General features: G+C 52.3%; 26 protein-coding genes and 1 pseudogene. 13 read left to right on the top strand and 14 right to left on the bottom strand.

From position 1 onward, the window contains the following. The first annotated feature begins 26 nt into the window (after window positions 1-26). A complete protein-coding gene (locus VSR74_RS07110; protein ID WP_108473961.1) occupies window positions 27-224 on the top strand; it encodes a YbdD/YjiX family protein in 198 nt (65 codons plus the stop codon). A gap of 146 nt (window positions 225-370) precedes the next feature. Here the strand turns inward: VSR74_RS07110 and VSR74_RS07105 are convergent, their stop codons facing one another. Then, a complete protein-coding gene (locus tag VSR74_RS07105; RefSeq protein ID WP_347794020.1) occupies window positions 371-1,459 on the bottom strand; it encodes an oxidoreductase in 1,089 nt (362 codons plus the stop codon). 127 nt (window positions 1,460-1,586) lie between these two features. Here VSR74_RS07105 and VSR74_RS07100 point away from each other — a divergent pair, with 127 nt between their 5' ends. Continuing rightward, complete coding sequence (locus tag VSR74_RS07100; RefSeq protein WP_347794019.1) at window positions 1,587-2,747, top strand: pyridoxal phosphate-dependent aminotransferase; 1,161 nt, start codon at window positions 1,587-1,589, stop codon at window positions 2,745-2,747. On the opposite strand, the gene VSR74_RS07095 is transcribed toward VSR74_RS07100, so the two are convergent. The 4 genes and pseudogenes from VSR74_RS07095 to dsbG form a co-directional block, all read right to left on the bottom strand. After that, the gene (locus tag VSR74_RS07095; protein ID WP_347794018.1) at window positions 2,748-3,374 is read right to left on the bottom strand and encodes an IbrB-like domain-containing protein; all 627 of its coding nucleotides are present in this window, start codon (window positions 3,372-3,374) and stop codon (window positions 2,748-2,750) included. It lies immediately after the preceding gene. Beyond that, window positions 3,359-4,582, bottom strand: coding sequence for a phosphoadenosine phosphosulfate reductase (locus VSR74_RS07090; protein WP_347794017.1), 1,224 nt, complete (start codon window positions 4,580-4,582; stop codon window positions 3,359-3,361). Before VSR74_RS07090 ends, VSR74_RS07095 begins: the two co-directional genes overlap by 16 nt. Before the next feature lie 143 nt (window positions 4,583-4,725). Beyond that, window positions 4,726-5,640, bottom strand: a pseudogene (gene citR / locus VSR74_RS07085) (DNA-binding transcriptional repressor CitR). Window positions 5,641-5,843: 203 nt separating this feature from the next. Then, window positions 5,844-6,590, bottom strand: coding sequence for a thiol:disulfide interchange protein DsbG (gene dsbG / locus VSR74_RS07080; RefSeq protein WP_347794016.1), 747 nt, complete (start codon window positions 6,588-6,590; stop codon window positions 5,844-5,846). Window positions 6,591-7,001: 411 nt separating this feature from the next. Between dsbG and ahpC the strand changes: the two genes are divergently transcribed. Both ahpC and ahpF read left to right on the top strand, forming a co-directional pair. Then, window positions 7,002-7,565: an alkyl hydroperoxide reductase subunit C gene (gene ahpC, locus VSR74_RS07075; RefSeq protein ID WP_052284784.1), complete on the top strand. Its 564-nt coding sequence runs from the start codon at window positions 7,002-7,004 to the stop codon at window positions 7,563-7,565. A 190-nt stretch (window positions 7,566-7,755) separates the two neighbouring features. Beyond that, window positions 7,756-9,321 carry an alkyl hydroperoxide reductase subunit F gene (gene ahpF, locus VSR74_RS07070; protein WP_015965403.1) on the top strand — a complete coding sequence of 522 codons (1,566 nt, stop codon included), beginning with the start codon at window positions 7,756-7,758 and terminating at the stop codon, window positions 9,319-9,321. Between the two features lie 60 nt (window positions 9,322-9,381). On the opposite strand, the gene uspG is transcribed toward ahpF, so the two are convergent. From uspG to dcuC, 4 genes are all read right to left on the bottom strand, one after another. Further along, window positions 9,382-9,810, bottom strand: a complete 429-nt coding sequence (gene uspG, locus VSR74_RS07065; RefSeq protein ID WP_347794015.1) for a universal stress protein UspG — start codon at window positions 9,808-9,810, stop codon at window positions 9,382-9,384. Between the two features lie 168 nt (window positions 9,811-9,978). Then, the gene (rnk, locus tag VSR74_RS07060; protein ID WP_015965401.1) at window positions 9,979-10,389 is read right to left on the bottom strand and encodes a nucleoside diphosphate kinase regulator; all 411 of its coding nucleotides are present in this window, start codon (window positions 10,387-10,389) and stop codon (window positions 9,979-9,981) included. 148 nt (window positions 10,390-10,537) lie between these two features. Further along, window positions 10,538-11,344: a ribonuclease I gene (gene rna / locus VSR74_RS07055; protein ID WP_347794014.1), complete on the bottom strand. Its 807-nt coding sequence runs from the start codon at window positions 11,342-11,344 to the stop codon at window positions 10,538-10,540. 91 nt (window positions 11,345-11,435) lie between these two features. Next, complete coding sequence (gene dcuC / locus VSR74_RS07050) at window positions 11,436-12,806, bottom strand: anaerobic C4-dicarboxylate transporter DcuC (protein ID WP_347794013.1); 1,371 nt, start codon at window positions 12,804-12,806, stop codon at window positions 11,436-11,438. A gap of 376 nt (window positions 12,807-13,182) precedes the next feature. On the opposite strand from dcuC, the gene VSR74_RS07045 reads away from it, so the two are divergent. From VSR74_RS07045 to cspE, 7 genes are all read left to right on the top strand, one after another. Continuing rightward, window positions 13,183-13,527: a DUF2946 domain-containing protein gene (locus VSR74_RS07045; protein WP_347794012.1), complete on the top strand. Its 345-nt coding sequence runs from the start codon at window positions 13,183-13,185 to the stop codon at window positions 13,525-13,527. Between the two features lie 54 nt (window positions 13,528-13,581). After that, window positions 13,582-13,914, top strand: coding sequence for a copper-binding protein (locus tag VSR74_RS07040; protein ID WP_347794011.1), 333 nt, complete (start codon window positions 13,582-13,584; stop codon window positions 13,912-13,914). A gap of 12 nt (window positions 13,915-13,926) precedes the next feature. Then, window positions 13,927-15,183, top strand: a complete 1,257-nt coding sequence (locus tag VSR74_RS07035; protein WP_347794010.1) for a TolC family protein — start codon at window positions 13,927-13,929, stop codon at window positions 15,181-15,183. Beyond that, a complete protein-coding gene (locus tag VSR74_RS07030; protein ID WP_347794009.1) occupies window positions 15,180-16,616 on the top strand; it encodes an efflux RND transporter periplasmic adaptor subunit in 1,437 nt (478 codons plus the stop codon). Before VSR74_RS07035 ends, VSR74_RS07030 begins: the two co-directional genes overlap by 4 nt. After that, entirely contained in the window at window positions 16,613-19,732 is a 3,120-nt protein-coding gene (locus VSR74_RS07025; protein WP_347794008.1) for an efflux RND transporter permease subunit, read from the top strand. Before VSR74_RS07030 ends, VSR74_RS07025 begins: the two co-directional genes overlap by 4 nt. Window positions 19,733-19,887: 155 nt before the next feature. Beyond that, complete coding sequence (gene pagP, locus VSR74_RS07020) at window positions 19,888-20,457, top strand: lipid IV(A) palmitoyltransferase PagP (RefSeq protein WP_347794007.1); 570 nt, start codon at window positions 19,888-19,890, stop codon at window positions 20,455-20,457. 192 nt (window positions 20,458-20,649) lie between these two features. Further along, window positions 20,650-20,859 carry a transcription antiterminator/RNA stability regulator CspE gene (cspE, locus tag VSR74_RS07015; RefSeq protein WP_000034825.1) on the top strand — a complete coding sequence of 70 codons (210 nt, stop codon included), beginning with the start codon at window positions 20,650-20,652 and terminating at the stop codon, window positions 20,857-20,859. 58 nt (window positions 20,860-20,917) lie between these two features. On the opposite strand, the gene crcB is transcribed toward cspE, so the two are convergent. Next, window positions 20,918-21,295 carry a fluoride efflux transporter CrcB gene (crcB, locus tag VSR74_RS07010; protein WP_347794006.1) on the bottom strand — a complete coding sequence of 126 codons (378 nt, stop codon included), beginning with the start codon at window positions 21,293-21,295 and terminating at the stop codon, window positions 20,918-20,920. Between the two features lie 94 nt (window positions 21,296-21,389). Here crcB and VSR74_RS07005 point away from each other — a divergent pair, with 94 nt between their 5' ends. Both VSR74_RS07005 and tatE read left to right on the top strand, forming a co-directional pair. Further along, entirely contained in the window at window positions 21,390-22,178 is a 789-nt protein-coding gene (locus VSR74_RS07005; RefSeq protein WP_347794005.1) for a deaminated glutathione amidase, read from the top strand. Between the two features lie 126 nt (window positions 22,179-22,304). Beyond that, window positions 22,305-22,511, top strand: coding sequence for a twin-arginine translocase subunit TatE (tatE, locus tag VSR74_RS07000; protein ID WP_015965390.1), 207 nt, complete (start codon window positions 22,305-22,307; stop codon window positions 22,509-22,511). Window positions 22,512-22,738: 227 nt separating this feature from the next. Here the strand turns inward: tatE and lipA are convergent, their stop codons facing one another. The 4 genes from lipA to ybeD form a co-directional block, all read right to left on the bottom strand. Further along, window positions 22,739-23,704 carry a lipoyl synthase gene (lipA, locus tag VSR74_RS06995; RefSeq protein WP_347794004.1) on the bottom strand — a complete coding sequence of 322 codons (966 nt, stop codon included), beginning with the start codon at window positions 23,702-23,704 and terminating at the stop codon, window positions 22,739-22,741. A 199-nt stretch (window positions 23,705-23,903) separates the two neighbouring features. After that, entirely contained in the window at window positions 23,904-24,857 is a 954-nt protein-coding gene (locus VSR74_RS06990) for a YbeF family transcriptional regulator (protein WP_347794003.1), read from the bottom strand. A 256-nt stretch (window positions 24,858-25,113) separates the two neighbouring features. After that, window positions 25,114-25,755 (bottom strand): lipoyl(octanoyl) transferase LipB, encoded by a 642-nt coding sequence (gene lipB / locus VSR74_RS06985; protein WP_347794002.1) that lies wholly within the window; start codon window positions 25,753-25,755, stop codon window positions 25,114-25,116. 91 nt (window positions 25,756-25,846) lie between these two features. Beyond that, complete coding sequence (ybeD, locus tag VSR74_RS06980; RefSeq protein ID WP_015965386.1) at window positions 25,847-26,110, bottom strand: DUF493 family protein YbeD; 264 nt, start codon at window positions 26,108-26,110, stop codon at window positions 25,847-25,849. Window positions 26,111-26,171 lie beyond the last annotated feature (61 nt).

Raw genomic sequence — 26,171 nt, 5'->3', positions numbered from 1 at the left:
CGCACCGCAACTAACGAGATAACTCCATGTTCGATACATTATCGAAAGCAGGAAAATATTTAGGCCAGGCCGCAAAAATGATGATTGGTGTGCCGGACTACGACAACTATGTCGAGCATATGCGCGTTACCCATCCGGAGCAGACGCCAATGACTTATGAAGAGTTTTTCCGCGATCGTCAGGATGCCCGCTACGGTGGCAAAGGTGGCGCGCGCTGCTGTTAACCTTCTTTAGGCAGATAAAGACTAATTTACTCTTGTTTGCAGCCGTAAATCGCCGCCAGTTTCTCGCGTGTGCGCTTTTGTAGGCGTGGTTACGTGGGCGATCGCAAAACCTCCGTCCATGGACAGAGGTTTACCGTAGAGGTGGGTTAACGTGCGAAATTTTCGACTTTTTCGAATGCGGCGAACAGTATTTCCGGCGTCAGCGCTATCGGTAGTAAATGAATCGATTCCACCGGGCGCAGAGTGTGGGCGATCACTTTGTCCAGCTCTGCGCGGTTGCGAATATCGATATTAAGTTCAGCAAGCGTCGAGGGGAGGGCGAAGCGCCGATATGCCTGAATGAGCTGCGCCAGAACGTCATCCTGCCCGAGCAGGGCACTTTGCACCAGAATGCCATAGGCGACTTTGGTTCCATGGAGAAACTTCTCCGTTTGCGGTAACACAGTCAGGCCGTTGTGGACAGCATGCGCTGCCGCAACGCGGGTGTAGCGTTCGCCAAGCCCGCCGACCATACCGCCACCGGCAATAATCGCATCGACAACATCGCGAAACGCCTGACTCAACTCTCCTTGCTGCTGGTCAGCAAGCGCCTGTTCGCTATTTTCCAGTAGCACATCGCGGATCGCCAGCGCGCCATTAATACCCAGCCGTACCGTAAGAGGGAGCGTTTCAGGCTGCGGTGCGAGCACCACCGCTTCGTACCATTTCGCCAGGGTATCGCCGATACCCGCCAGCAGATAGTCGGCCGGGGCATTGAGGATGATGCGCGGCTCAACCAGTACCAGAAAGTTGGCGTCATCGAAAATTTCAAATTGTAGCGCCTGCCCGGCATCATTGTACCAAACGGAAAGCGGTGTCCATGCGGCACAGGTGGCGGCGATGGTGGGGATCGCCACAAAGGGGAGGTTCAACCGACGAGCAACGGCTTTTGCCGTGTCGAGCAATGCGCCGCCGCCCACGCCGATAACCACGCTGCGGTTGTCACCAGCCTGTAAGGCCAGGGTGTTAACCTCTTGCTCGCTGCAGTGACGGGTAAATGCAAGATGAACCGAGCCGGGGGTATTGGCACTTTCCGGCAGATAAGGTCTCGCGCCTGCGATGGCCTTTTCGCCGTAAATCCACACTGCGTGGGCGAGTTGCTCCGGGCTATAAAAATCGTTTAGCCGTTGCAGGCTACCCGGGTGAGAGAAGTAGTTGGCAGGGCCGCTCACGACGCGGATGTCGGTATTATTCATAGAAGTTGTGCCTCGGCGTGTTTACATTCTTATCATTGTTATTTAGACGTCTAAACGTCTTGATTGCTAAATACTAACATCGTGATATAGTGTCTTCAACACTGGTAAGACAGATGGGATAACAATAATGACGCATCAGCGACTGACCCCTCAGAGCAAACTACCCAACCTCGGCACCACCATTTTTAGCCAGATGAGCGCGCTCGCGCAGCAGCATCAGGCGATCAATCTATCGCAGGGCTTTCCGGATTTCGATGGCCCGCGCTATTTGCAGGAGCGTCTGGCACACCATGTGGCTGCCGGGGCGAACCAGTATGCGCCGATGACCGGTGTGCTGGCGCTTCGTCAGGCGATTGCAGAGAAAACCGGTGCGCTTTACGGTTATTCGCCCGATGTGGATGACGACATCACCGTCACGGCAGGTGCGACAGAAGCTCTATATGCCGCAATCACCGCGCTGGTGCGGCCGGGGGATGAAGTTATCTGTTTTGACCCCAGCTACGACAGCTATGCCCCGGCGGTAGCGCTGTCGGGGGGCGTACTGAAGCGGATAGCGTTACAACCACCGCATTTTGGCGTCGATTGGGATGCGTTTAAAGCATTGTTGAGCGATAAAACGCGGCTGGTTATCCTCAATACGCCGCATAATCCGTCGGCGACGGTCTGGCATTCCGCTAATTTCGACGTGCTCTGGCAGGCTATTGCCGAGCGGGAGATTTATGTACTCAGCGATGAAGTCTATGAACATATCTGTTTTGACCCGCAGGGGCACGCCAGCGTACTGGCGCATCCGCAACTGCGCGAGCGCGCCGTCGCCGTGTCATCTTTTGGTAAAACCTATCATATGACCGGATGGAAGGTCGGTTACTGCATTGCGCCGCCGATGATCAGCGCTGAGCTGCGTAAAGTGCATCAGTATCTGACTTTTGCGGTGAATACGCCTGCGCAACTGGCGCTGGCGGATATGCTGCGGGCAGAGCCTGATCACTACCGACAGTTGCCGGAGTTTTATCGTGAACGTCGCGATCTGTTTATCAATGCGCTGAAAGGAGGTCGGCTGGAGCTTCTGCCCTGCGAAGGCACCTACTTTTTACTGGCCGACTACAGCGCTATTTCCGGGCTTGATGATGTCAGTTTCTGCCAGTGGTTAACCACCGAGAAAGGCGTCGCGGCTATACCTCTGTCTGTGTTCTGCGCCGATCCTTTCCCGCATAAGTTAATCCGGCTCTGTTTTGCCAAGCAGCCATCAACGCTGCAGGCAGCCGCAGAGCGACTGCGTTGTCTGTGATTATTTGACCGTCCAGGCCTGTGAGAACTGGCGATCGCCAAACATTTCGAGCAGGCCGTTGATCTGTTTTAGTCGCAGCACTTCATCGCTGTCCATTCCCAGCTCTTTGCCGATTCTGTCATCCCCCCAGCCCAGCCGGGAGAGTTCGAGCACGATATCCGACATGGCCCTGACCTGATGGCGTCCACGGGCACGGTTATGGCGGATGGTTGCCGCCATTCTTGATGGTAAGCCACTGCTGCGGTTTTCCAGACGTGCGATAGGCAGATAACCGTTGAACTGTTTTTTCAGCGCGGCTTTGCCACCGGAGAGTGCATAACGATGGTAACCATCCACGATTTCAAACTGGTTATCATATTTGTCCATCACCACGATAGGTTGTGTGAAACCATCTGCCTCCAGTGATTTCTGCAACAGGCGTTTTTCCGGCGGCGCCATATTGTTCGGGTTGTAATCATTGGGTTTCACCTGCTCTTCTTTAACCCAAAGCACGCAGTCGGCGGGCTGGTCTTTGAAAGGGCTTAGCGCATGCAGAGCCAGACGAAGCTGATTAATGGCCTCCACGCGGGATTCAAAATCCAGTGGTTGCAGATAGGCTTCCATGTCTGCAATTAATCGTTGTTGCATAATATTCCCCATAGTTGGCGTTTTTGCTTCAGTCGTTCCCGATAGCGCTGATAATGAACGGCTTTGGTTGGGCTAAAAGAGAGCGCCCGGCACCAGTAATCATTGTTTAACAATACCTTGCAGATGCGCCGCCAGGACGGTACATCCTTCGACCCGACATCACCCTCCTGAGCATCGGGAATATCGTCTACTCCCTGTTTTTGATACCAGTGCAGGTAAACGGCAATTTTATTACGATAATGTTCGGCGGTGTTTTGCGGCATACTTTGCAGCAGGAACATCGCATAGCTGCGCCAGGTATGATGGGTGGGTTTTTCTATCTTGCGATGGCCATAAAACTGGTTAGCGCGACCGGCATAGACGCCGCCGCTGTGTACCCCGCTTACGCGCTGGCACATTGCCGCCCAGCGTTCGGGTTCAAGGACATGATAGAGCCATAACCCCTGACGCTGTTCCGGGCCAAACGGCTCGCAGATCCGCATATTACGCAGCGGGACACCCGCCTGATACATCAGGTTATAGAGCGGGTTGTAGCATTGCTGAGTTCGGGCGAACCATGTCCAGATATCCGCTGTTTTCCAGTCATAGAGCGGATAAACATACCAGGCGTGGCCACCGGGCGCTGACGTGGTCCAGGGTTTATCATCAGCAAATCGCTGTTTACGCTGAGATGAGATCGTTAAAAAACGATTATAGGATTCATCGGCGCGGATCCCCACCAGCATGGCCGCGGGGCGCTTCTGCGAGTACCACTCGGCGAAAGACTGAACAAAGTGCTCAAAGGTGATGCCCGGGTGGTAGAAGGGGAAGATAGCCGGGTCAGTCATCGCGCCGGAGGGCGGATTTCTGACCCATTCAGCGTCAGGCTCCCAGCATTGCCACTCGGGTTCGAACTGAGTGAGGGCGTTCTGGGTGGTGAGAGGAATGGCAACCCAATAAAAATGTTCAATAACATCCTGATAGAGGTCTCGCATTTTCTCGCAGTGCGCGATAGTGCTGGAAAACTGCGCTTCCCAGTCGATAAACAGCACGCTGATTTTTTTGCCCATTTCACGAGCCAGTAGAGCGGTGATGTGTAACATCACCGTCGAGTCTTTGCCACCGGAAAACGAGACGCAAACGCGAGAGAAATTTTGCAATACCCAGGTTATACGTCGTGTGCTGGCCTCCTGCACGGTATAGGGTAAAGGAACCTTTAATAAGGACATTGTTAGCAATCCTGGCAATATATTAAGCATTGTAAGTAGCTATGATATAACGACAGGCATTGCGAGTGTAATATAATTAATTCTTAATGTTATGTTTATTATTTAATGAACATCCATTTAAATAATTAATATCACCATGAATCTTATTCAATAAATGAATTGTTTTTGGTGATTCGTTCAATCACATTAGCGAATGACGTTGTGTTCATCGACGACCGGTTATAGATGATATAAATCATCACTGATGGCAATGGTTCTGGTGTGATAACTTCTCTTAATTGTAACGTTGGGCCGATGTAATTGAGTAGTTCGCGTGGAACAACGGCGAGCAAATCTGTTTTCTGAATAATACTCATCAGACCTATCAATGAGTTAGTGCGCATCCCCGCCCGTCTTCCCAGATAACGACTATCGATATGTGACTGAAAATCTTTGATGCCCGGATCGTCAGTATTATAGATTGCAAACCTCTCCTCCTAGATCTCTTCAGCGCTGGCACGTTCGCCAAGACGCGGATGACCGTCCCGGCAAATTAACACAGTAGGTACCTCTTTGAAGGGTTCACAAACCACCGATCGGTTAATGATGGGCGTTGTACTCAAAATGAGATCGGCTTTCCGATAACTCATTAAATCTTCGATGTTTTCTGATGTCGCAACATAATCATAATGCTGAACTTCGATACTGTCGTCTTCAAGTAAACGGGTAATAATATTAATCAGTGGGCCGGAAATCAGTATCTGCGGGCCATAAATGACAAAGCGTTTCAGCAGATCTGAGTTCCCCATTATGTTAATCGTTTTTTCCAGTTGATTAAGGTTTTCCGCCAGATGATGGTGCAGGTTAACCCCTACGGTGGTTGGCGTGATCCCTTTCCCTGAACGGACAAAAAGAGGGTCGTTTAGCTGAATACGCAAACGTTGCAATGACTGGCTGACGGCCGACGGGGTAATAAATAATGTCTCTGCGGCCTTACTAATGCTGAGATGTTGATAAATACATTCAAAAATAACTAATAAGTTAAGATCAAATCTTTTCAGATCATAAAGGTTAGCCATTTTGTTGTCCTTGTTGCCGGTCCAGTGCGTAGAAATTGCACGGTCTCGATCCTGAACCGTGTGGTTATTAACAATCCATGTTTTCATAAAACTAAATGCATCTTACATCCTGACTTAATATATATCAAAAAATAGTGATTATCTACTGATCCCAAAAGGGGAGGTGATTAATATATTAAATCTATATAATCACCCCTTTTTTATTACTCTTCTCCCATCATAACCTTGAGTTTAGCGGCATCAGGCAGGCCCACGACCTGCTGAAGTTGGCCTTGTTTATTCATATAATAAATAGCAGGCGTCACGTTAGCGCCCAAATCGTCCATCAGTTTCTGATTTTCATTGATCTTGCGCATGGCGGTTGCCTCTGGCGTGGCGGGAACGGCGAGCTTGAGTTTTCCTGCGGATTGCTCGTAGTCATGCCAGGTTTTCGCGGGGTCTTTGCTGGCGAGGATGGCAGCCGCGGTTTCCGGGCTTTCTGGTTTGATCACCCCAACCAGCAGTGTGCGGATCTGTACTTTCCCGGCATCAACCCACGGGCGCGCCTGCTGCCAGAATTGTTTGCAGTAAGGGCAGAAGGGGTCGGCAAAGACATACAGCACTGTGGGAGCCTCTTTTTTACCGTCCAGCAGCCAGGGGCTTTTTTCCATGCGCTTCCACATTTCCTGTCCGGCAGGGGTGTAGATCTCTTTCTGGAACAACTCCTCACTCAGATTTTTGCCTTTCTCATCATACATATAACCCGAGATGGCATGCTTACCATCCGGCGTGACGTAGATGGCGACCCCCATGTCCTGATATTTACCGAGATAGCCTTTCATCCCGGCCGGAGCATCGAAAGGTTTGATGATAGTTATGCCCTGTTTTTCAATGGCTTTCACCGGTGCCGGGAGCTCTTCGGCGTGGGCGATAAGGGGGAGTAGGGTAAGGAGTAAAGAACGTTTTAGCATAGAAAATCTCTGTAAATCAGGATGTAAGATGAGTGAAACGGTGTAGCCTATCACAACCATAGATAAGACCAACCGGCAGCGGATTGCCCTTTGAATAACGGGGTGATGTAATCGATCGGCTGTTACAGCCTTTGTTAAGGTAATGTAGAGCGCAACATATAGCCAGTTACACTGGCGCTGAATGCACCGACGGGTGATCAGGTAACGGGGCCGCCTGAAGAGGGGGCCTTTTTACTTTACGCAGATTGTTATGGGAAAGGGGCGTTTTGTGCCTTACCCACTTTCAGGTTCACAATGTTGTCTCGAGTCGGTTGTTAGGTAACGCTTATTGATTTGATAATGGAAACGCATTAGCCCTATCAACAAAATTTCGTTAACTTACAACTCAACGAAAACACGGAGGAAGTATAGATGTCCTTGATTAACACTAAAATTAAACCTTTCAAAAACCAGGCTTTCAAAAACGGTGAATTTATCGAAGTCACCGAGAAAGATACCGAAGGTCGCTGGAGCGTATTCTTCTTCTATCCGGCTGACTTCACCTTCGTTTGCCCGACTGAACTGGGCGACGTAGCTGACCACTATGAAGAACTGCAGAAGCTGGGCGTGGACGTTTACTCTGTTTCCACCGATACCCACTTTACCCACAAAGCATGGCACGGTAGCTCTGATACCATCGCGAAAATCAAATACGCGATGATCGGCGACCCGACTGGCGCCCTGACCCGTAACTTCGAAAACATGCGCGAAGATGAAGGTCTGGCTGACCGTGCGACCTTCGTTGTTGACCCGCAGGGTATCATCCAGGCTATCGAAGTTACCGCTGAAGGCATTGGCCGTGACGCGTCTGACCTGCTGCGTAAAATCAAAGCCGCTCAGTATGTCGCTTCTCACCCAGGCGAAGTTTGCCCGGCTAAATGGAAAGAAGGCGAAGCAACTCTGGCTCCGTCCTTAGATCTGGTCGGCAAAATCTAAGTCTTTATTGCCCGGCGGCGCGACGCTTGCACGGGCCTACAAATGTAGGCCGGGTAAACGCAGTGCCACCCGGCAACCAACGGGTGCTTAGCACCCGTTTTTCTTCCCTACGCACTATGATGCAAGTTGCATCCAGGCCGCCCGAATGAGGCAGCTTGCATGATGATGTATTTAGCCCAGGAGATTAACAATGCTCGACACCAACATGAAAACCCAGCTCAAAGCCTATCTTGAGAAGCTGACTAAACCTGTTGAGCTGATTGCCACGCTGGATGACAGCGCCAAATCGGCAGAAATCAAGGAACTGCTGGCTGAGATTGCTGAACTGTCAGATAAAGTGACCTTTAAAGAAGACAACCAGCTTGCCGTTCGTAAGCCGTCGTTCCTGATTACTAACCCAGGTTCCCACCAGGGCCCGCGCTTTGCCGGTTCTCCGCTGGGGCATGAGTTCACTTCGCTGGTGCTGGCACTGTTGTGGACTGGCGGTCATCCATCAAAAGAAGCGCAGTCTCTGCTGGAGCAGATCCGCAATATTGATGGCGATTTTGAATTTGAAACCTATTACTCGCTCTCCTGCCACAACTGCCCGGACGTGGTGCAGGCGCTGAATCTGATGAGCGTGCTGAACCCGCGTATCAAACATACGGCTATCGATGGCGGTACCTATCAGAACGAAATCACCGAACGTAACGTGATGGGCGTTCCGGCAGTATTCGTGAATGGTCAGGAGTTTGGTCAGGGCCGTATGACCCTTACGGAAATCGTTGCCAAAATCGATACTGGCGCGGAAAAACGTGCAGCGGAAGAGCTGAGCACCCGTGATGCTTATGAAGTGCTGATCGTGGGTTCCGGCCCGTCCGGCGCAGCCGCCGCTGTCTATTCAGCGCGTAAAGGTATCCGTACCGGCCTGATGGGCGAGCGCTTTGGTGGCCAGGTGCTGGATACTGTCGATATCGAAAACTATATCTCCGTACCGAAAACTGAAGGCCAGAAACTGGCTGGCGCACTGAAAGCTCACGTCAGCGAATATGACGTTGACGTCATTGATAGCCAGAGCGCATCGAAACTGATTCCGGCGGCGCAGGAAGGTGGCTTACACCAGATTGAAACCGCGTCTGGCGCAGTGCTGAAAGCGCGTAGCATCATCATTGCGACCGGTGCTAAATGGCGCAATATGAACGTACCGGGTGAAGATCAGTATCGTACCAAAGGCGTGACCTATTGCCCGCACTGTGACGGCCCGCTGTTTAAAGGTAAACGCGTCGCGGTCATCGGTGGCGGTAACTCCGGCGTGGAAGCGGCCATTGACCTGGCGGGTGTGGTTGAACACGTTACTCTGCTGGAGTTTGCTCCGGAAATGAAAGCGGATCAGGTGCTGCAGGATAAAGTCCGCAGCCTGAAAAACGTCGATATCATTCTGAATGCGCAAACGACGGAAGTAAAAGGCGACGGTAGCAAAGTGACCGGCCTGGAGTACCGTGACCGCGTGAGCGGTGATACGCACCAGGTTGAACTGGCGGGGATCTTCGTTCAGATCGGCCTGCTGCCGAACACCACCTGGCTGGAAGGCGCGATTGAGCGCAACCGGATGGGTGAAATCATCATCGATGCGAAATGTGAAACCAGCGTCAAAGGCGTCTTTGCCGCGGGTGACTGCACTACCGTTCCGTACAAACAGATTATCATCGCTGCCGGTGAAGGCGCGAAAGCGTCACTGAGCGCCTTTGATTATCTGATTCGTACTAAAACGGCATAAAAAAAGAAGTAAGACTACACCTGCAAAAGTAAGAGGCTACCGAAAGGTAGCCTCTTTTTTTTACCTCACCACCATCACGGGGACGTGAGCATGGCGGATCACGCTGGAGGCATTGGAGCCCAGCAGGTGAGTGGAGATGGACGGGTTACGCGAACCGATAACCACGACGTCGGCTTTCAGTTCCTCTGCAAGCTCGTTTACCACATCACGCACGTTACCCACGCGGACATGCAGTTTGAGGCGCTCGGGGTCGATGCTGAAGTGGCTTTTCATCGTTTCTAAACGGTTGATCGCTTCCTGGTGAAGGTGTTCTTCAAAGCGGCGAACATCAGCGGCGAAGCGGCTCATGGTGTAGCTGGCGGAGCCAGGCAGTACGTGCAGAAGATGGATAATGCCATCCTGTTGCGCCAGAAATTCAGCGTGGGCGATAGCTTTATCACTCAACTCCATCTCGAATACGTCAACGGGCATAATGATTGTTTTATACATATGCATTCCTCCTTGTCTCGGTAGTTGATATCAAAGCATATTCTGGCATTTTAGTTTGTCATTGATATCGCAAATTTATCGATCGCTGGAGTGAAGGGTGTAAAGTTTTTTCAGTATGGGGTGCGCATACAGAAAGAGGATGCCGGGGCATCCTCTTAATTTTCGCGTTTAGCGTTGGTAATCGCCTGCGGCTTCCGGCTGGTAGAGCAGCTCCAGTACTTCGAGGTGTGTGGATGTGCCGCCGGGAAGCTCCCAGTGAATGGTGCTGCCGACGCGCAGGCCAATCAACGCCGCGCCTACAGGAGCCAGTACGGAAAGCTGCGTGTTGCTGTCTGTCATTTGCGCAGGAAATACCAGCGTTCGCACGCGCTCTTCGCCGCTGGTCAGATCGCGAAATCTCACCTGGCTGTTCATGCTTACGACGTCAGGCGGAACCTGTTCCGGCGGGCACATTTGCGCACGATCCAGTTCGTCATTCAGCGCGCCAGCCACCGGAGAGTTTGCGTAAGCAGGCAGTTCCAGCAGTCTGTCGATACGCTCCGCATCGAACTCATTAATGATGATGGCAGGTCTGGTCATAATTACTCCATGTCGTTCCAGAAACGTCTATCCAAAAGAAAACCCTCACCGCCAGCGGCAAGGGTTCATCTCGTCCCATCATACTCATACCGGCGTCAGGTTTGAAGTGATACAACGCACATTCAATCACTGACAATTATTGATTTTCTCAGTATCCCACTTTATCCAGCACAAACTGTTTGCCGCAGTTGCCGGGATGCGGCTGAGGCAGGAATGAAGAGGCCGAGAGCGGGGCGTTGATGTTCCCTGCTTTTAGCGAAATCTGCATTTCGGTGAGATAGGCTGGATTGCCATTACAGGTGAGTTTAAACGCTTTGACGTTCTCCTTGCCAAATGCGCTGGCAACGGTGTTATTAAAGTCGCTGCGGCTCACTTTTTGCCCGTAATTTGCGGCCAGGAATTGCCCCAACGCACTCGCTTTTATCTCGCCATTGAGGCGCACCATCGTGCCAAAGTAAGCATCCGGGTCGAAGCCAAAACAGACGCCGTGCTTCGCATATTCATAGCGTTCGAGGCAAGATTTACCGCCGCTACCGGGCATCACGCTGTTCAGTTTGTTCGCCATTTCAAGCGACAGCCCCGTCTCTGCTGCTGCGCATTTCCGGCTACCCCGGGCTTCCGGCATGTTCGGGACTGGGCGAGTAGCGCAGCCGAAACGCATCCATCGGTTCTCATCTACGCCACGCGAGGCGATAGATTTGGGCAGCCCCGGCCATAAACCATGAACGGTGAGATGGTCAGCTTTGTTGGCTGTCTCTTTCTGGATTTTACACTCTTGCGGCTCTTTGCGATTTCGGTCATTCATGCTCTGACAGAAACCGGTTTGCCATGAAAGCGCCAGAACATAGCGGTCAAAATCGCCATATTGCGTGGGGGTGAGGGGCGTCGCGCTGGCACCATTTGCTACCAGCAGCAACATGCCGACGCATCCGGCCAGAATATCCTTCCTGAACATTACACTTATCCTGGGGGGGTTAACTATTCGTGAGGATTATTAAAGCATAAAAAAGGCGTCATTAGACGCCTTTTATCAGTTTCGTGAATACTTACAGGGCGCTGCCCGGCACGAGGATTTCCGTTGCGATAATCACGACCACCAGGCCAACCAGCACCGGAACCGAGGTGCGTTTTACCACTTCGAAGGGGGATATTTTCGCCATCCCGGCAACGGCGACGACCACGCCGGAAACCGGGGAAATGGTTCGGCCGAGGTTGGAAGCCTGCAGCATCGGAATAGAAAGATAGGCCGGGTTAATACCTGAAGTGTGCGCCAGTTTCGGGATCATCTCGACGAAAGCGTAAAACGGCGCGTTACCAGAACCAGTGGTCATCGCTGCCAGCATCGTTAACACCACCAGTACCAGCATCAAAATAATGCTTGCAGAACCGAACGACGTGGCAATTGAGATAAGGCTGTCGATAAAGCCGATGGTGCTCAGACCCTGGGCGAAGACGCCCGCCGCAACCAGCAACATGACCACGCCCGCGAAGGCATCCGCCATACCGCGATAGGCCACTTCCAGCCCGGAAAAGACATTTTGCGTATTGAAGCTGCGGCAGAACTCCAGAATCGCGGCCAGCAGCATACAGATAACCAGAATGGTAATAATGTGCAGTTGCGGGCCCCATTTACCGTCGAAAATCAGGACGCCGATAATAGGTGCAAACGGCAGGATAGCGTAGAAGCTCGGCGCCGTAGTGGTAATTTCATTTACGTCGAGCATTTCATGGGAGACATTTTCTTTTTTATCAAGGAAACGCTGCCAGAAGAAGTGGGCGATGGCCATCGCAATAATCGCCGCAATAGAAATAGGTAGCGTGGTTTTAAAGGCAAAATCAATTAAGGGCATTTCAGCCGCTTTTGCTGCCAGCACAACGTCACCGGATGTTGGCGAGAGAATAATTGCGGCCGGGGAGGCACAAATGGCTGCTGCCGCGCCACGGCTAATGCCGACGTTGACCATCACCGGGAAGAGCGTGGCCATTAACAGTACGCCAAGGCCGGTTGCGGAAGAGACCGCAAGCGACATCAGACAGGCAACAAAATAGGCGGCGATCATTAATAAGTAGGGGGAGTTAATATAACGCAGCGGTTTCGAGGCCAGCTTAACAACCATATCGTTAGCGCCAATATGTGTCATGTAAGCGGCAAAACCACACAGCATCATGATCATCATACCGAGGTCGCCGCCGCGGCTCATCAGCAGAATTTTAATATATTCAACGATGTCGGTGGCTGAATAGCCGGTGCTGGTTTCGCTGGCCGGTAAAACTTTATGGCCCATTAACGCGCTGGCAATCAGCAGCACAATACCACCAACGAACAGAACGCCCGTTGCGGAAAAACCCTTAATGATATAGCGGGCAACGCCCACAATGACCACCACTCCGATGAGGAGCTCAAATGCCGTTAACATATTTATACCTGTCATCATTGTTGAAAATATGCACTGTAAAAGGCACATAAAAAAGAATAATAGGGGGAATGTGCCGAAATAATCGACAGTATTAGCTGATGGAAATCAATAAAATGATTATTTATTGTAATACAACAGACAATTTATCGAGTAAATCACAAAGCTGAAACATTATTTATTATAGTCGGTTAGGGGATGTCTGAAAAGTAAATTAATTGTTATGATTGCTTCCTTTTTGTTGAATCTTAAAACAATTAAAAAAGGCTTTATTTTCTGAATATTGGCTGCGTATACTCTCGTTACTTTCATTAACTGATTTGTGATTATGTACGTATCCTGGAACTGGCGCTTACGCTTCATCAGAAAACATTTTCTGATGCTTTTGCTCGCGTTCGGTTTATGGTTTATCCAGTGCCAGGTGGTAATTGCTTCTCACGACTGTCCGTTAACGCCCACCGGGGAAGTGGCGATGATCCAGCATATGGATCACCAAATGTCGCCGCACGACTCCCCGACAAACATGTCTTTGTGCGGGCAACATTGTGTTCCCGATTCCGCGCAGAAAACTCTCGATAACACCTCATTACTCGCGATCCCGGTGGTTATGGCACTGGCCGTCGTGATGCCTTCGTGCGTGGGGCGTGAGGAAGAAGCGTGGTCATTAACCCCTCCCGCAGCAGGGCCGCCGGCGACAATTCGTTTTTGCCGGTTCCGCGAATAGAAACCTGATAATCCGTTTAACTATCAATTAATTAACGATTATCAGGAGTTAACTATGTCTACTATTTTTACCCGTGTGCTGACTGGCGCACTGCTTTCTGTATCCGCTTTTTCCGTCTCTGCGCACGATATGAGCGCTCACGCGACGATGACGATGCCGTCCACAGCCACCTGGCAGGGCGAAGGTATCATCAAAAAAGTGACCCCAACCGCCATTACCATTGCCCATCATCCCATCCCCGCGCTGAACTGGCCTGCGATGACGATGCAATTTGCTCAACCGGCTACCCATCCTTTAACCGCGCAAAGCGTCGGTGAGGAAGTTGATTTCACCTTTACTGAAGGTGATGCCGGCTACCAGATTGTTTCTCTGAACCCGCACCGCTAAGCCGGAGGAATCATGACACAACGCACGTTGAGCCTTTGGCTCGGCGGGGTGTTGCTTGGGCTTTTTGGCTCCGCCGTGCAGGCGGAGTCATGGACGCTCACGCAAACTCTGTCGCAAGCCCAGCGCTATTCCGCAGAACTTTCTGCTAATCGCAATGAAGCCCGGGCGCTGGAAAATATGGCGGACTCCGCAGGTGAATTACCTGACCCGAAACTGAAGTTCGGTATCGAAAACGTCCCGGTGCAGGGCGGCAATAATCAACGCCTCACCCGTGAAGGGATGACCATGCAGAAGGTGGGCATCATGCAGCGTTACGTCAGCGCCGAAAAACGCGAGCGTAAAGCGCAGACTTTGCAGGCGCAGGCGCAAAGTGTGAACGCAAAATCCGAAGCGATTCGCGCCGCCCTGCAACGCGATACGGCGCAGGCGTGGTTGGATCTCGCGCTGTCTGAAAAAGCGCTGCAATCGGCTAACAAGCTGGTGGCCGAGACGGAACGTCAGCAGGGAACCCAGCGCGCCAGTGTAGGGAGCGGAACGGCGACCCCGGATAGCGTACTGGCGCTGAAGGTGACGCTGAATGCCATGCGTAATAACGTCACCCTTGCCGAGCGTGATGTACAGGTCGCGCGGGCAAAACTGATGAAGTTTACCGGTCAACCGATTGAGTCCGTCTCCGGCGCGCTGCCGCCGTATCAACGTTTACCGGCGGATGAAAAATCGCTGCTGGAAGGCGTGAGCCTGCACCCGGAAGTGATAGCCGCCGCCCGCCAGGCAAATGAAGCCAAAGCGCGTTCGGCACAGTCGGCGGTAGCCGCTATTCCCGATGTGGATGTGGAGGTTTACTACGCCCATCGTTCGGAAGGGTATGACGATATGGCGGGGGTGATGTTCACCGTCGATTTACCGCTATTTAAAGATAAACGTCAGGACAAAGATTACGCGGCGGATGTGTCGCGCACCATGCAGGCCAATGACCAGCTATCGCTGACTGAACGCGATCATGCGGCGCAGATTAGCTCGCTGATTGCTGAATATCAGGCGGCGCAAAGTATCTGGCTACGCCTGCGCGATGAAACGCTGCCGTTACAGCAGCAGCGCCTTTCTCTGCTGACTGCTCAGTATCGCGCCGGGCAGTCAGACCTCGCTTCCTTACTCGCCGCTCGCCGCGATGTGCTTGATAGCACGCTCGCTGCCAGTCAGGCCGAACGTGAGGTCGCCCGTAGCTGGGCGGCGATTCATTATCTGATTCCGCAGGAGCTGGCACTATGAAAATGCGTGTACTCACCATCGCGATTGTCGCCGTGCTGGCCGCCGGTGCAGGTTATTACGCGGGGCACCGTAGCCCTGTCGCAGACCCCAGCGTGAGCGATTCACCTGCGCGCAAAGTTCTCTACTGGTACGACCCAATGGTACCTGGCCAACGCTTTGATAAACCAGGTAAATCACCGTTTATGGATATGCAACTGGTGCCGCGCTATGCCGATGAAACGCCCGATGACGGCGGTGTCAGCATTAGCCCTCAGCAGCAGCAAAGCCTGGGGATGCGTACTGGCGCGGTGGAGAAACGTGTATTAATCCAACCCTTTTCTGCATTCGCGACGGTGACGACCGACGAGCGCAGCCTGCAAATTATTCCGTCCCCCGCAACGGGGGTGGTGGAAAAATTGTTTGTTCGCGCCCCGCAGCAGTGGGTGAAAGCGGGTGAGCCGTTGGCGCAGCTCTGGATACCCGAGTGGACGGCGGCACAACAGGAGTATCTGGCCGTGCGGCAGTTAGGTGATATCGGGCTGACCCGGGCGGCCAGAGAGCGTTTAACGCTGGCCTTTATGCCGGAAGCGGTGATTCGCCAGGTAGAGCGCAGCGGAAAACCGCAGGCGCGCATGGTACTGCGTGCGGAGCAGGACGGTTATGTGTTGAAACTGGATACCCGCGAAGGGGCGCAGGTGAGTGCCACTGCGCCGCTGTTTGAACTGGCAAGCCAGGATCCGGTATGGGTGGTGATTGATTATCCCCAGACTCAGGCACAGCGCCTGATGCCGGGCAACGACGTTATTGCCCGTGCTGATGGCTGGCCGGGAGAGCAATTTCACGGCAGGGTGAGTGAACTGCTGCCGCAAATGGAGACCACCACGCGCACGCTGAAAGCGCGCATTGTGCTGGATAACCCGCAGCACAAACTGAAGCCTGGCATGTTTTTAACCGTGAGCTTACGGGATACGCCTGCTGAGCCGCCAGTACTGGCGATTCCGGAAGAAGCGCTGATTGCGACTGGCAGTGAAAACAGGGTGATTGTCGCAACCGGCGATGGTCATTTTGCACCCGTTCACGTCACTACCGGGATCACTGCCAACGGCTGGACGGAGATTAAAGACGGGTTGAAGGAGGGGGACAAGGTTGTTACCTCCGGGCAGTTCCTGATTGATTCGGAAGCCAGCCTGCGCAGCGCTCTGCCGCAGGAAACAAAAAAGGCCGAAGAGTATGTCGGTAACGGGGTCGTCAAAGGAATTGAGGGCAATACCGTGACGCTCGCCCATCAGCCGATTCCTGCGCTGCACTGGGGCGCGATGACCATGGACTTCACGCTGGGTGCCAATGTGGCTATACCGAAGTCTGGCGAGCAGATTATGTTTCACTTTACGCTGGATGACGATCAAGGGCCGCTGATTTCCCAATGGATGCCGATGGCGGGGGGCGCGAAATGATTGCAGCCGTAATTCGTGCCGCACTGCGCAATCGCCTGCTGGTGATTTTCGCCGCGCTGGGGATGGCGTTATGGGGGGCGTGGGCGGTGCAACGCGCCCCTCTGGATGCTTTGCCGGATCTCTCTGATGTGCAGGTGATTATCCGTGCCAGCTACCCGGGGAAAGCGCCGCAGATCATCGAAGATCAGGTTACTTATCCGCTCACCACAACGATGCTTTCCGTCCCAGGCGCGAAGACGGTTCGCGGGTTTTCAATGTTTGGCGATGCTTACGTTTATGTACTGTTTGAGGATGGTACCGATCTCTACTGGGCGCGTTCGCGGGTGCTGGAGTATCTGAGCCAGATTCAGGCGCAGATGCCGGAAGGGGTCACGGTTGCATTGGGGCCGGATGCCACAGGCGTCGGCTGGATTTACGAGTATGCGCTGGTCGATCGTACCGGCAAGCATAGCCTGGCTGATCTTCGCGCTCTGCAGGACTGGACGCTGAAGTACGAGCTAAAAACGGTGCCTAACGTGTCGGAAGTCGCCAGCGTTGGCGGGATGGTACGACAGTATCAGGTGATCGCCGATCCGACGCGTATGCGTGCGCTTAACGTCACCCACCAGCAGATTGTCGACGCGCTGAAATCCGCCAACCAGGAGGGGGGCGGGGCGCTGATGGAGATGGGAGAAGCGGAATACATGGTGCGCACCACCGGTTATCTGCATTCGCTGGAGGAGTTCCGCCAGGTGGTGGTGACCAGCCGCGAGGGCATCCCGGTGCTGTTGTCGGATGTCGCGGATGTGCGTATAGGCCCGGAAATTCGCCGCGGCGTGGCGGAACTTAACGGCGAAGGGGAGGTTGCTGGCGGTATTATTATCATGCGTTATGGCAAAAATGCGCATCAGACCATCCTGGATGTGAAAGCGAAACTTCAGTCGCTGCAAAAAACTTTGCCGGAAGGCGTGGAGATAGTGCCGGTTTATGATCGTTCACAGCTTATCGACCACGCTATCGAAACGTTGACCCATAAGCTTATAGAAGAGTTTATTGTCGTTGCGCTGGTCTGTACGCTGTTTCTGTTCCACTTCCGTTCGGCGCTGGTGGCGATTGTTTCATTGCCATTGGGTATCCTCGGGGCGTTTATCGTCATGCACTATCAGGGGATTAACGCCAACATCATGTCGTTGGGCGGCATTGCGATTGCTATTGGCGCTATGGTCGATGCGGCTATCGTGATGATCGAAAACATGCACAAGGTACTGGAACAGTGGCGGCACGATCATCCGGGTCAAACGCCAACGGGGCCGGACTACTGGCATATTGCCGGGCAGGCCGCAACGGAAGTGGGGCCCGCGCTGTTTTGCAGCCTGCTGATTATCACGCTCTCCTTTATTCCGGTTTTCTCGCTGGAAGCACAGGAAGGGAAGATGTTCGCACCGCTGGCGTTCACCAAAACCTGGGCGATGGCGATGGCCGCAGGGCTCGGCATCACGTTAGTGCCGGTATTGATGGGCTATTTTATTCGCGGAAAAATTCCTGATGAGCAATCGAACCCGATTAACCGCTGGCTGATTCGCGCCTATGAGCCACTGCTCGATAAGGTGCTGGCATGGCCGAAGGCTACGCTGGCGCTGGCGTTGCTGCTGCTGGGGGTGACGCTCTGGCCGCTTAGCCAGTTGGGTAGTGAATTTATGCCGCCGCTGGATGAAGGGGATTTGCTCTATATGCCCTCCACGCTGCCGGGCATCTCCGCGCGCGAAGCGAGCCGTCTGCTACAACAAACCGACCGGTTGATAAAGAGCGTGCCGGAAGTGGCCAGCGTGTTCGGCAAAGCCGGGCGTGCGGAAACGGCGACCGACCCCGCTCCCCTGACCATGCTTGAAACCACTATTCAGTTTAAGCCACGAGACCAGTGGCGACCGGGCATGACGCCGGACAAACTGATTGACGAGTTGGATAAAACGGTAAAAGTACCGGGGATCGCCAACGTCTGGGTGCCGCCCATCCGCAACCGCCTCGATATGCTGGCGACCGGTATTAAGAGCCCGGTCGGCATTAAAGTAAACGGCAATAACCTCGCGGATATCGAACGAGTCGCCCGCGAAATTGAGCAAGTTGTGAAGGGAGTGCCCGGCGTGACCTCCGCGCTGGCTGAGCGTCTTTCCGGCGGGCGCTATGTTGACATTGCGATTAATCGCCAGCAGGCGGCGCGCTATGGCGTGTCGGTGAAAGAGCTGCAATCACTGGTGTCGACGCTGGTGGGGGGCGAAAATGTCGGCCAGACCATTGAAGGGCGTGAACGCTATCCGATTAATATCCGTTATCCACGAGAGTGGCGCGATAATATCGACAAACTACGGGCAATGCCGGTGGTGACGGCGAACGGCAGTCAGGTGGCGCTCAGCGAACTGGCGGATATTCGCATCACCGAAGGCGTGCCGATGCTGAAAAGTGAAAACGCGCGATTGTCGAACTGGATCTATGTCGATTTACGTGGGCGCGATCTGAAGTCTGCAGTAGATGATATGCAGCAGTGTGTCGCGCAACAAGTGACGTTGCCGCAGGGTGTTACGCTCTCCTGGTCCGGGCAATTTGAATATCTGGAACGCGCCACGGCGAAGCTGAAAATAGTCCTTCCGGTTACATTGGTGATTATTTTCACTCTGCTTTGGTTAACCTTCCGACGTATTTCAGATGTGTTACTGATTATGGGGACATTGCCCTTTTCGCTGATTGGCGGTGTCTGGTTGTTGTGGCTACTGGGTTATAATCTCTCGGTTGCCGGCGCTGTCGGGTTTATTGCGCTTGCGGGCGTTTCTGCGGAATTTGGCGTGATTATGGTGCTCTATTTAAATCATGCTCTTGAGAAATATCGCAAAGTCGACCCTGATGGCGGAACGCCGTTATTAATGCGTGCAATTCACGAAGGCGCGGTGCTACGTGTGCGCCCGAAAGTGATGACTGTCGCCACCATCATGGCCGGTTTACTGCCTATCATGTGGGGCAGCGGCACAGGGTCAGAGGTGATGAGCCGTATAGCCGCGCCGATGATTGGGGGGATGATATCCGCGCCTCTGCTTTCCATGCTGGTTATTCCCGCACTCTATCGCATAATACATCGCAAAAAATGAATACAAGCACCCTTCGGGGTGCTTAATTACTTTACTTAATTTACTAAGAATTACCCTAAAATAAAGAATAACCCGATATTGTTAAGACTTGATTAAGGTTAGCATTGGTAAGCTAATTCTATTATGTAATAAGCTCTGGTAATGCTAACGTGTTAATGCTAAAACGAATTTATATTGTTGCTGCTTTTATTGCAGCACAACTCTGTTTTCTTCCTGTTGCTAATGCCTCGTTTACCGAAACGGTGCGCAACGGGTTTTCCACGCTGAATGATAATATTGCGCAAACCTGGGATGAGCCCCAGCATTACGATCTCTACATTCCGGCGATCACCTGGCATGCGCGATTTGCATACGATAAAGAGAAGACCGACCGTTATAACGAACGTCCATGGGGCGCGGGTTTTGGCGTCTCCCGCTGGGATGAAAAGGGAAACTGGCACGGCATCTATCTGATGGCGTTTAAGGATTCGTGGAATAAGTGGGAACCTATCGGCGGCTATGGCTGGGAGAAAACCTGGCGACCGCTGACGGATGATAATTTCCGTCTGGGTCTGGGCTACACGGTGGGGGTGACGGCGCGTGATAACTACAACTATGTGCCAATCCCGGTGCTGTTACCGATGGCCTCTATCGGCTATGGGCCGGCAACCTTCCAGATGACTTACATTCCGGGGACGTACAATAACGGTAACGTCTACTTTGCCTGGATGCGCTTCCAGTTTTAATTCTGAAAACCGACCCACTGGCAGTGGGTTTCACTGGATTGCTAACAAACTTTTTTTAAAGTCAACCTCCTTAAAAAAGTTAGAGACATTTATCACTTTTTAGCTAACCTGCACTGGACAAAGCGCAGCATTATTGTTGTACTGATACCTGACACAGCATTTGTGTCGTTTTTTCATATAAAGGTAATTTTGATGTCTAAGATTAAAGGTAACGTTAAGTGGTTTAATGAGTCCAAAGGATTCGGTTTCATTACTCCGGAAGATGGCAGCAAAGACGTGTTTGTACACTTCTCTGCAATCCAGACCAATGGTTTCAAAACTCTGGCTGAAGGTCAGCGTGTAGAGTTCGAAATCACTAACGGTGCCAAAGGCCCTTCTGCTGCTAACGTAATCGCTCTGTAATCAGCGCATTAGCAGTCAGAATTCAAAACCCGCCTAATCGCGGGTTTTTTTTCGCCTGTTATCGGCTGGCGTTAAACAGCCAGAACGCCAGGGCGGTCATCGCGAACGACCCCAACAGGTTCACTGCCACATTCAACAGCGCCCATCCCGGTTTCCCCGCCTGCAACAGAAACACGACCTCTGCCGAGAAGGTGGAAAAGGTGGTTAAGCCGCCACAGAATCCCGTTGTGATAAGCAACTTCCACATGGGATCAATATGCGTCATACGGTTAAACCACGCCAGCCCTGCGCCGATGATAAAAGCACCCAGCAGGTTGGCCGTTAACGTGCCGACAGGCAGCGCATGATGCATTGGGTTGAGTCTGGTGCTGAGCATCCAGCGCGCAACGCTGCCGGTTCCTCCACCGATAAAAACTGCCAGGAGAACGTTGAACACCTGTTTTTTCCCGTTTTCATAACATTGAAGTGGGTGAGTTTAGCGCTGAAACTGCTACTCTTGCCAGAAGCAACGTCAAAAAGAGGGTGAGCACATGTGGGTAGCTGCGGGGCAATTTAGTGTTTCAGCCGACTGGCAGGCGAATGCGCGGGAGTGCGTGGCTCTGATGCGCACGGCGGCGGATCGCGGCGCTTCGCTACTGGTTCTGCCTGAAGCTTTGCTGGCTCGTGACATCGCCGATCCCGATCTTAGCGTGAAGTCAGCGCAAACGCTTGATGGCGGCTTTATGCAGGCCCTTATGACCCAGAGCCGTCAGGATAGCCTGACGACCATCCTGACCCTCCACGTGCCCTCTACGCCGGGCAGAGCCGTCAACACACTGGTGGCGCTGCGAGGCGGGGAAACAATCGCGCTGTATCAGAAACTGCATCTCTACGATGCTTTCAGTGTGCAGGAGTCGAGACTCGTCGATGCCGGGTCGTTAATCCCCCCGCTGATTGAGGTGGAGGGAATGCGTATCGGGTTGATGACCTGCTACGATCTGCGCTTTCCCGAACTGGCGCTAAGCCTGGCGCTTCAGGGCGCGGAGCTGCTGGTTCTTCCCGCAGCCTGGGTTCGTGGGCCGTTAAAAGAGCATCACTGGGCTACGCTGCTGGCGGCACGGGCGCTGGATACCACCTGCTATATGGTGGCGGCAGGAGAGTGTGGAGGCCGGAATATCGGACAGAGTCGGATTATCGACCCATTGGGCGTGACGCTTGCCGGGGCAGGTGCGACGCCGCAGTTTATTATGGCGGAAGTCTCTGCGCAGCAGCTAAAAGAAGTTCGCGCCCAATTGCCGGTATTAACTAACCGTCGCTTTGCGCTACCGCAATTACTGTGACGTTTTTTTAAACAACACTTGATTCACCTTGTTACAGATTGCTATTGTGTGCGCGCGGTAAGATGACCGTTAATACGTTATGGTCATTATTCGCATTTTGCAGCCTGTTTTAGAGAGAAGGTATCCATGGGTGAGATTAGTATTACCAAACTGCTGGTTGTCGCAGCGCTGATTGTTCTGGTGTTTGGTACCAAAAAATTACGTACACTGGGCGGCGACCTGGGCTCAGCAATCAAAGGCTTTAAGAAAGCCATGAACGAGGATGACGTCAGCGCGAAGAAGAGCGTTGATGCGGATGACATCCCGGCGGAAAAGCTCTCTCACAAAGAGTAAGCAGCACACATTCATGAGGTGTGCGGATCAAATTCTGCATTGAGCAGATGCATACCTTCATCAGGCAATTCTTGTCTGTAAAAAAGGCCACGGCGTTTACGCAGCGGCCTTTTTTTATGGCCAAAAATGTGACTGATGGTATTAAGTTGCAATAAGATATTTCTAAGACAGCTATAAAAAAGCCGCTGCCCGGAAGGCAACGGCTTTTTTAGCGTTACGCTGTACGCTTATTTCACTTCCATCCCTTTGGCCTGCAGGTCAGCGTGATAAGAAGAGCGAACAAACGGGCCACAAGCGGCGTGAGTGAAGCCCATCGCCAGCGCTTCGGCTTTCATCTCTTCAAATTCATCCGGGCTGACATAACGCTGTACCGGCAGGTGGTGACGGCTCGGTTGCAGGTACTGGCCAAGGGTCAGCATCGTTACACCGTGACGGCGAAGGTCACGCATTACTTCGATGATTTCTGCATTGGTTTCACCAAGGCCAACCATCAGGCCAGACTTGGTCGGGATGTCAGGATGCGCTTCTTTAAAGCGTTCCAGCAGCTTCAGCGACCAGTTGTAGTCTGCGCCCGGACGCACCTGGCGGTAGATACGCGGTACGTTTTCCAGGTTATGGTTGAAAACATCCGGCGGGGTTGCGGTCAGGATCTCTAGTGCACGATCCATACGGCCACGGAAGTCAGGAACCAGCGTCTCAATTTTAATCGTGGGGCTTTTCTCGCGGATCGCGCTGATGCAATCGGCGAAATGCTGGGCACCGCCGTCACGCAGGTCATCACGGTCAACAGAGGTGATCACCACGTAACGCAGCGCCATATCAGCGATGGTTTGCGCCAGCTTGCCTGGTTCGTTGGCATCCGGTGCAACAGGGCGACCGTGGGCAACGTCACAGAATGGGCAACGGCGGGTACAGATGGCGCCCAGAATCATGAAGGTCGCCGTACCGTGGTTAAAACATTCCGCCAGGTTAGGACAAGATGCTTCTTCACAAACAGAGTGCAGACCATTCTTGCGCATCGCTGCTTTGATACCCTGAATACGGGAGGAGTCCGCCGGAAGTTTGATTTTCATCCATTCGGGTTTGCGTAGCAGCGCTTCGCGCTCGGTCGCCACGTTTTTGACCGGGATAAGTGCCATTTTATCGGCGTCGCGGTACTTAACACCGCGTTCCATCACAATGGGTTTACTCATAGCGTGCGTGTTCCAGTTGCGAGTCTTTAAGGAAAACGTTTCAATTCAATGAAATGTTGCATTTATCAACTATTTTTGAATCTATTGTAAGCAGTATACCATTGAAACGGGTGTCAAAGCAGCCTGCCAGTGCGGCAAATTGTAAAATAGTTGTTGTTTTATGCTTTTTAGTTATTGGGCTGACTGATGATTTTCTCCATTAGAACGCATGCCGAATGATATCAATGACACCCTCCAAAACGGGATCGCGCAGGCTGAGCTTATTGTAATGCAATGAAAATACTACTTCTTCTTGTTGTAGTGGGGGAAAGTTAATACAGGTTAACGGCCAGCACTGGCAATAGAGTGAGTAAAGACGTTGCGGCATGATCCCCAGCAGGTCGCTGCCGCCAATCAGTGACGCAATGGTAAACAGGTTGTAACTGCTAAAACTGACCTGAGTGTCCGGGAGTATGTCGTGAATACGCTGATACAGGCTGTTATGACTGTGACTATCAAGCGTGAGGAGCGTGTATTCGAATTGCTTCAGCGATTCGAGGCTCAGTGGTTGCAGTAATATGGGGTGATCGCGACGGCCCACCAGTACTAAAGGATCGCTAAATAGCGGATGGCTGGTCAGTGCGGGCATCTTCTGGCGTCGAGCGTCGATAATCAAATCTGTCTGAAACTGGCTAAGCTGGCTGTCAATGTCCAGCACAGCGGTATTGCGTAGTAGTATCCGGGGAAATACCTCTTTGACCGCCTGATAAATCGTGGGCATCACCAGTGCCCCGATGGAAGGGGAGGTGCCGATGGTCAGCGTGCGTTGCTTATCGTAGCTGCCGGTGAGGTCAAGCGCGCCGAGAATCGATTCCAGCCCCTGGCTGATATGTTCATGCAGATGGGTGGCATATGCGGTCGGGGCGACGCCCTGGCCCTTACGGATAAATAGCGGGTCAGGGAAAATATTGCGTAGCTTTTGTATCGACTGGCTGATAGCTGAAGGGGTGATATTCAACACTTTTGCCGCGTTGACAATCCCTTTATGAACATAGACGGCTTCGAAAATGGTCAATAAATTGAGATCAATATTGCGCAGAGTGCGAAATAGTTGGGTGCCATCATTATCGATGTAATGAGAAGATTTATTTTCTGTTGGCTGTTGATATTCCACTCGTGTTTACTCTATTTATATTCATTGCGTGAATGATTTGGTGTTATTGCTATTCTTATTATCGGTGGCGGCAATATTGAGCAGAATGCTTTTATATTGTTAATTCAATGCGTTAATTCTTCTATTTGTTTATCAAACGATGATTTTGAACGGGTGCATCTGAAGAGAAAATATAGAAAATTAATATTCTTGTAAAGAGGGTGAGCATAAATAGCAGCGGGCCCGATGTTAATGCCGGGCCCGAATAAAATATATATTAAGCGTGAATATATTCGTGTGGTGGATTGTTTAGCAAGGCTAAAAAATGTGAAACAAGAAGTGGCGCGATATTGGCAGGGGTTGCGTCGGCTTTCCACTGCTGAATCTGTGTCATTTCCATTCCGGCATAACCACAAGGGTTAATGCGCAGAAACGGCGATAAATCCATGGCAATGTTTAGCGCCAGACCATGGAATGAACACCCTTTACGGATGCGTAGCCCTAAAGAGCAGATTTTTTTCTCACCCACGTAGACGCCGGGCGCATCTGCGCGCGGATGGGCGTCAATGTCGCATTCTGCCAACGTATTCACGACTGTTTGCTCCAGAAGCGTCACCAGTTCACGCACACCCAGCTTACGGCGTTTAAGATTCAACAATACGTACATCACCTGCTGGCCTGGCCCGTGGTAAGTCACCTGTCCACCACGATCGCTCTGAATGACCGGAATATCACCCGGCACCAGCACATGCTCCGCCTTACCGGCCTGGCCCTGAGTGAAAACGGGATGATGCTCAACCAGCCAGATTTCATCAGGCGTTGTGTCGTCACGTTGATCGGTAAACTCATGCATAGCCCGGGAGACCGGTTCATAGGGTTGTAGGCCGAGCTGGCGAATGAGAAGGGTATTGGTGTCCAAAACAGCATCTCCGTGGAGAGAGAATTTTATGGACGGGGATTATATCACAGAAAATTAACGTTACCCGACGGGGCGGGTAACGTGGCAGGGATCACAGCACCATACGAACAATTTCAATATTGCCTAACTCTTCGTACAGCGTCTCCACTTGCTCAATATGCGTCGCGTTGATGGTAATGGATACCGAGTGGTAATTGCCTTTGCTGCTCGGTTTTATCTGCGGAGAGTAATCACCAGGCGCATGGCGCTGTACCACTTCCACCACCTGGTCAACCAACTCAGGTTTCGCCAGACCCATCACTTTGTAAGTAAAGGGGGTTGGGAATTCAAGCAGTTCGTTCAGTTTGGTTTTCATGTCAGCTCCAGTGGTAAAAAGAACAACTCCCACCTGACAGGCGGGAGTTGTTTAACGTTAC

It is taken from the genome of Pseudocitrobacter cyperus, assembly GCF_039889165.1.
In the GTDB taxonomy this organism is placed as follows: domain Bacteria; phylum Pseudomonadota; class Gammaproteobacteria; order Enterobacterales; family Enterobacteriaceae; genus Pseudocitrobacter; species Pseudocitrobacter cyperus.
Note: the sequence above shows the minus strand (reverse complement) of the source record. Positions and strands in the feature narration are given on the sequence as shown.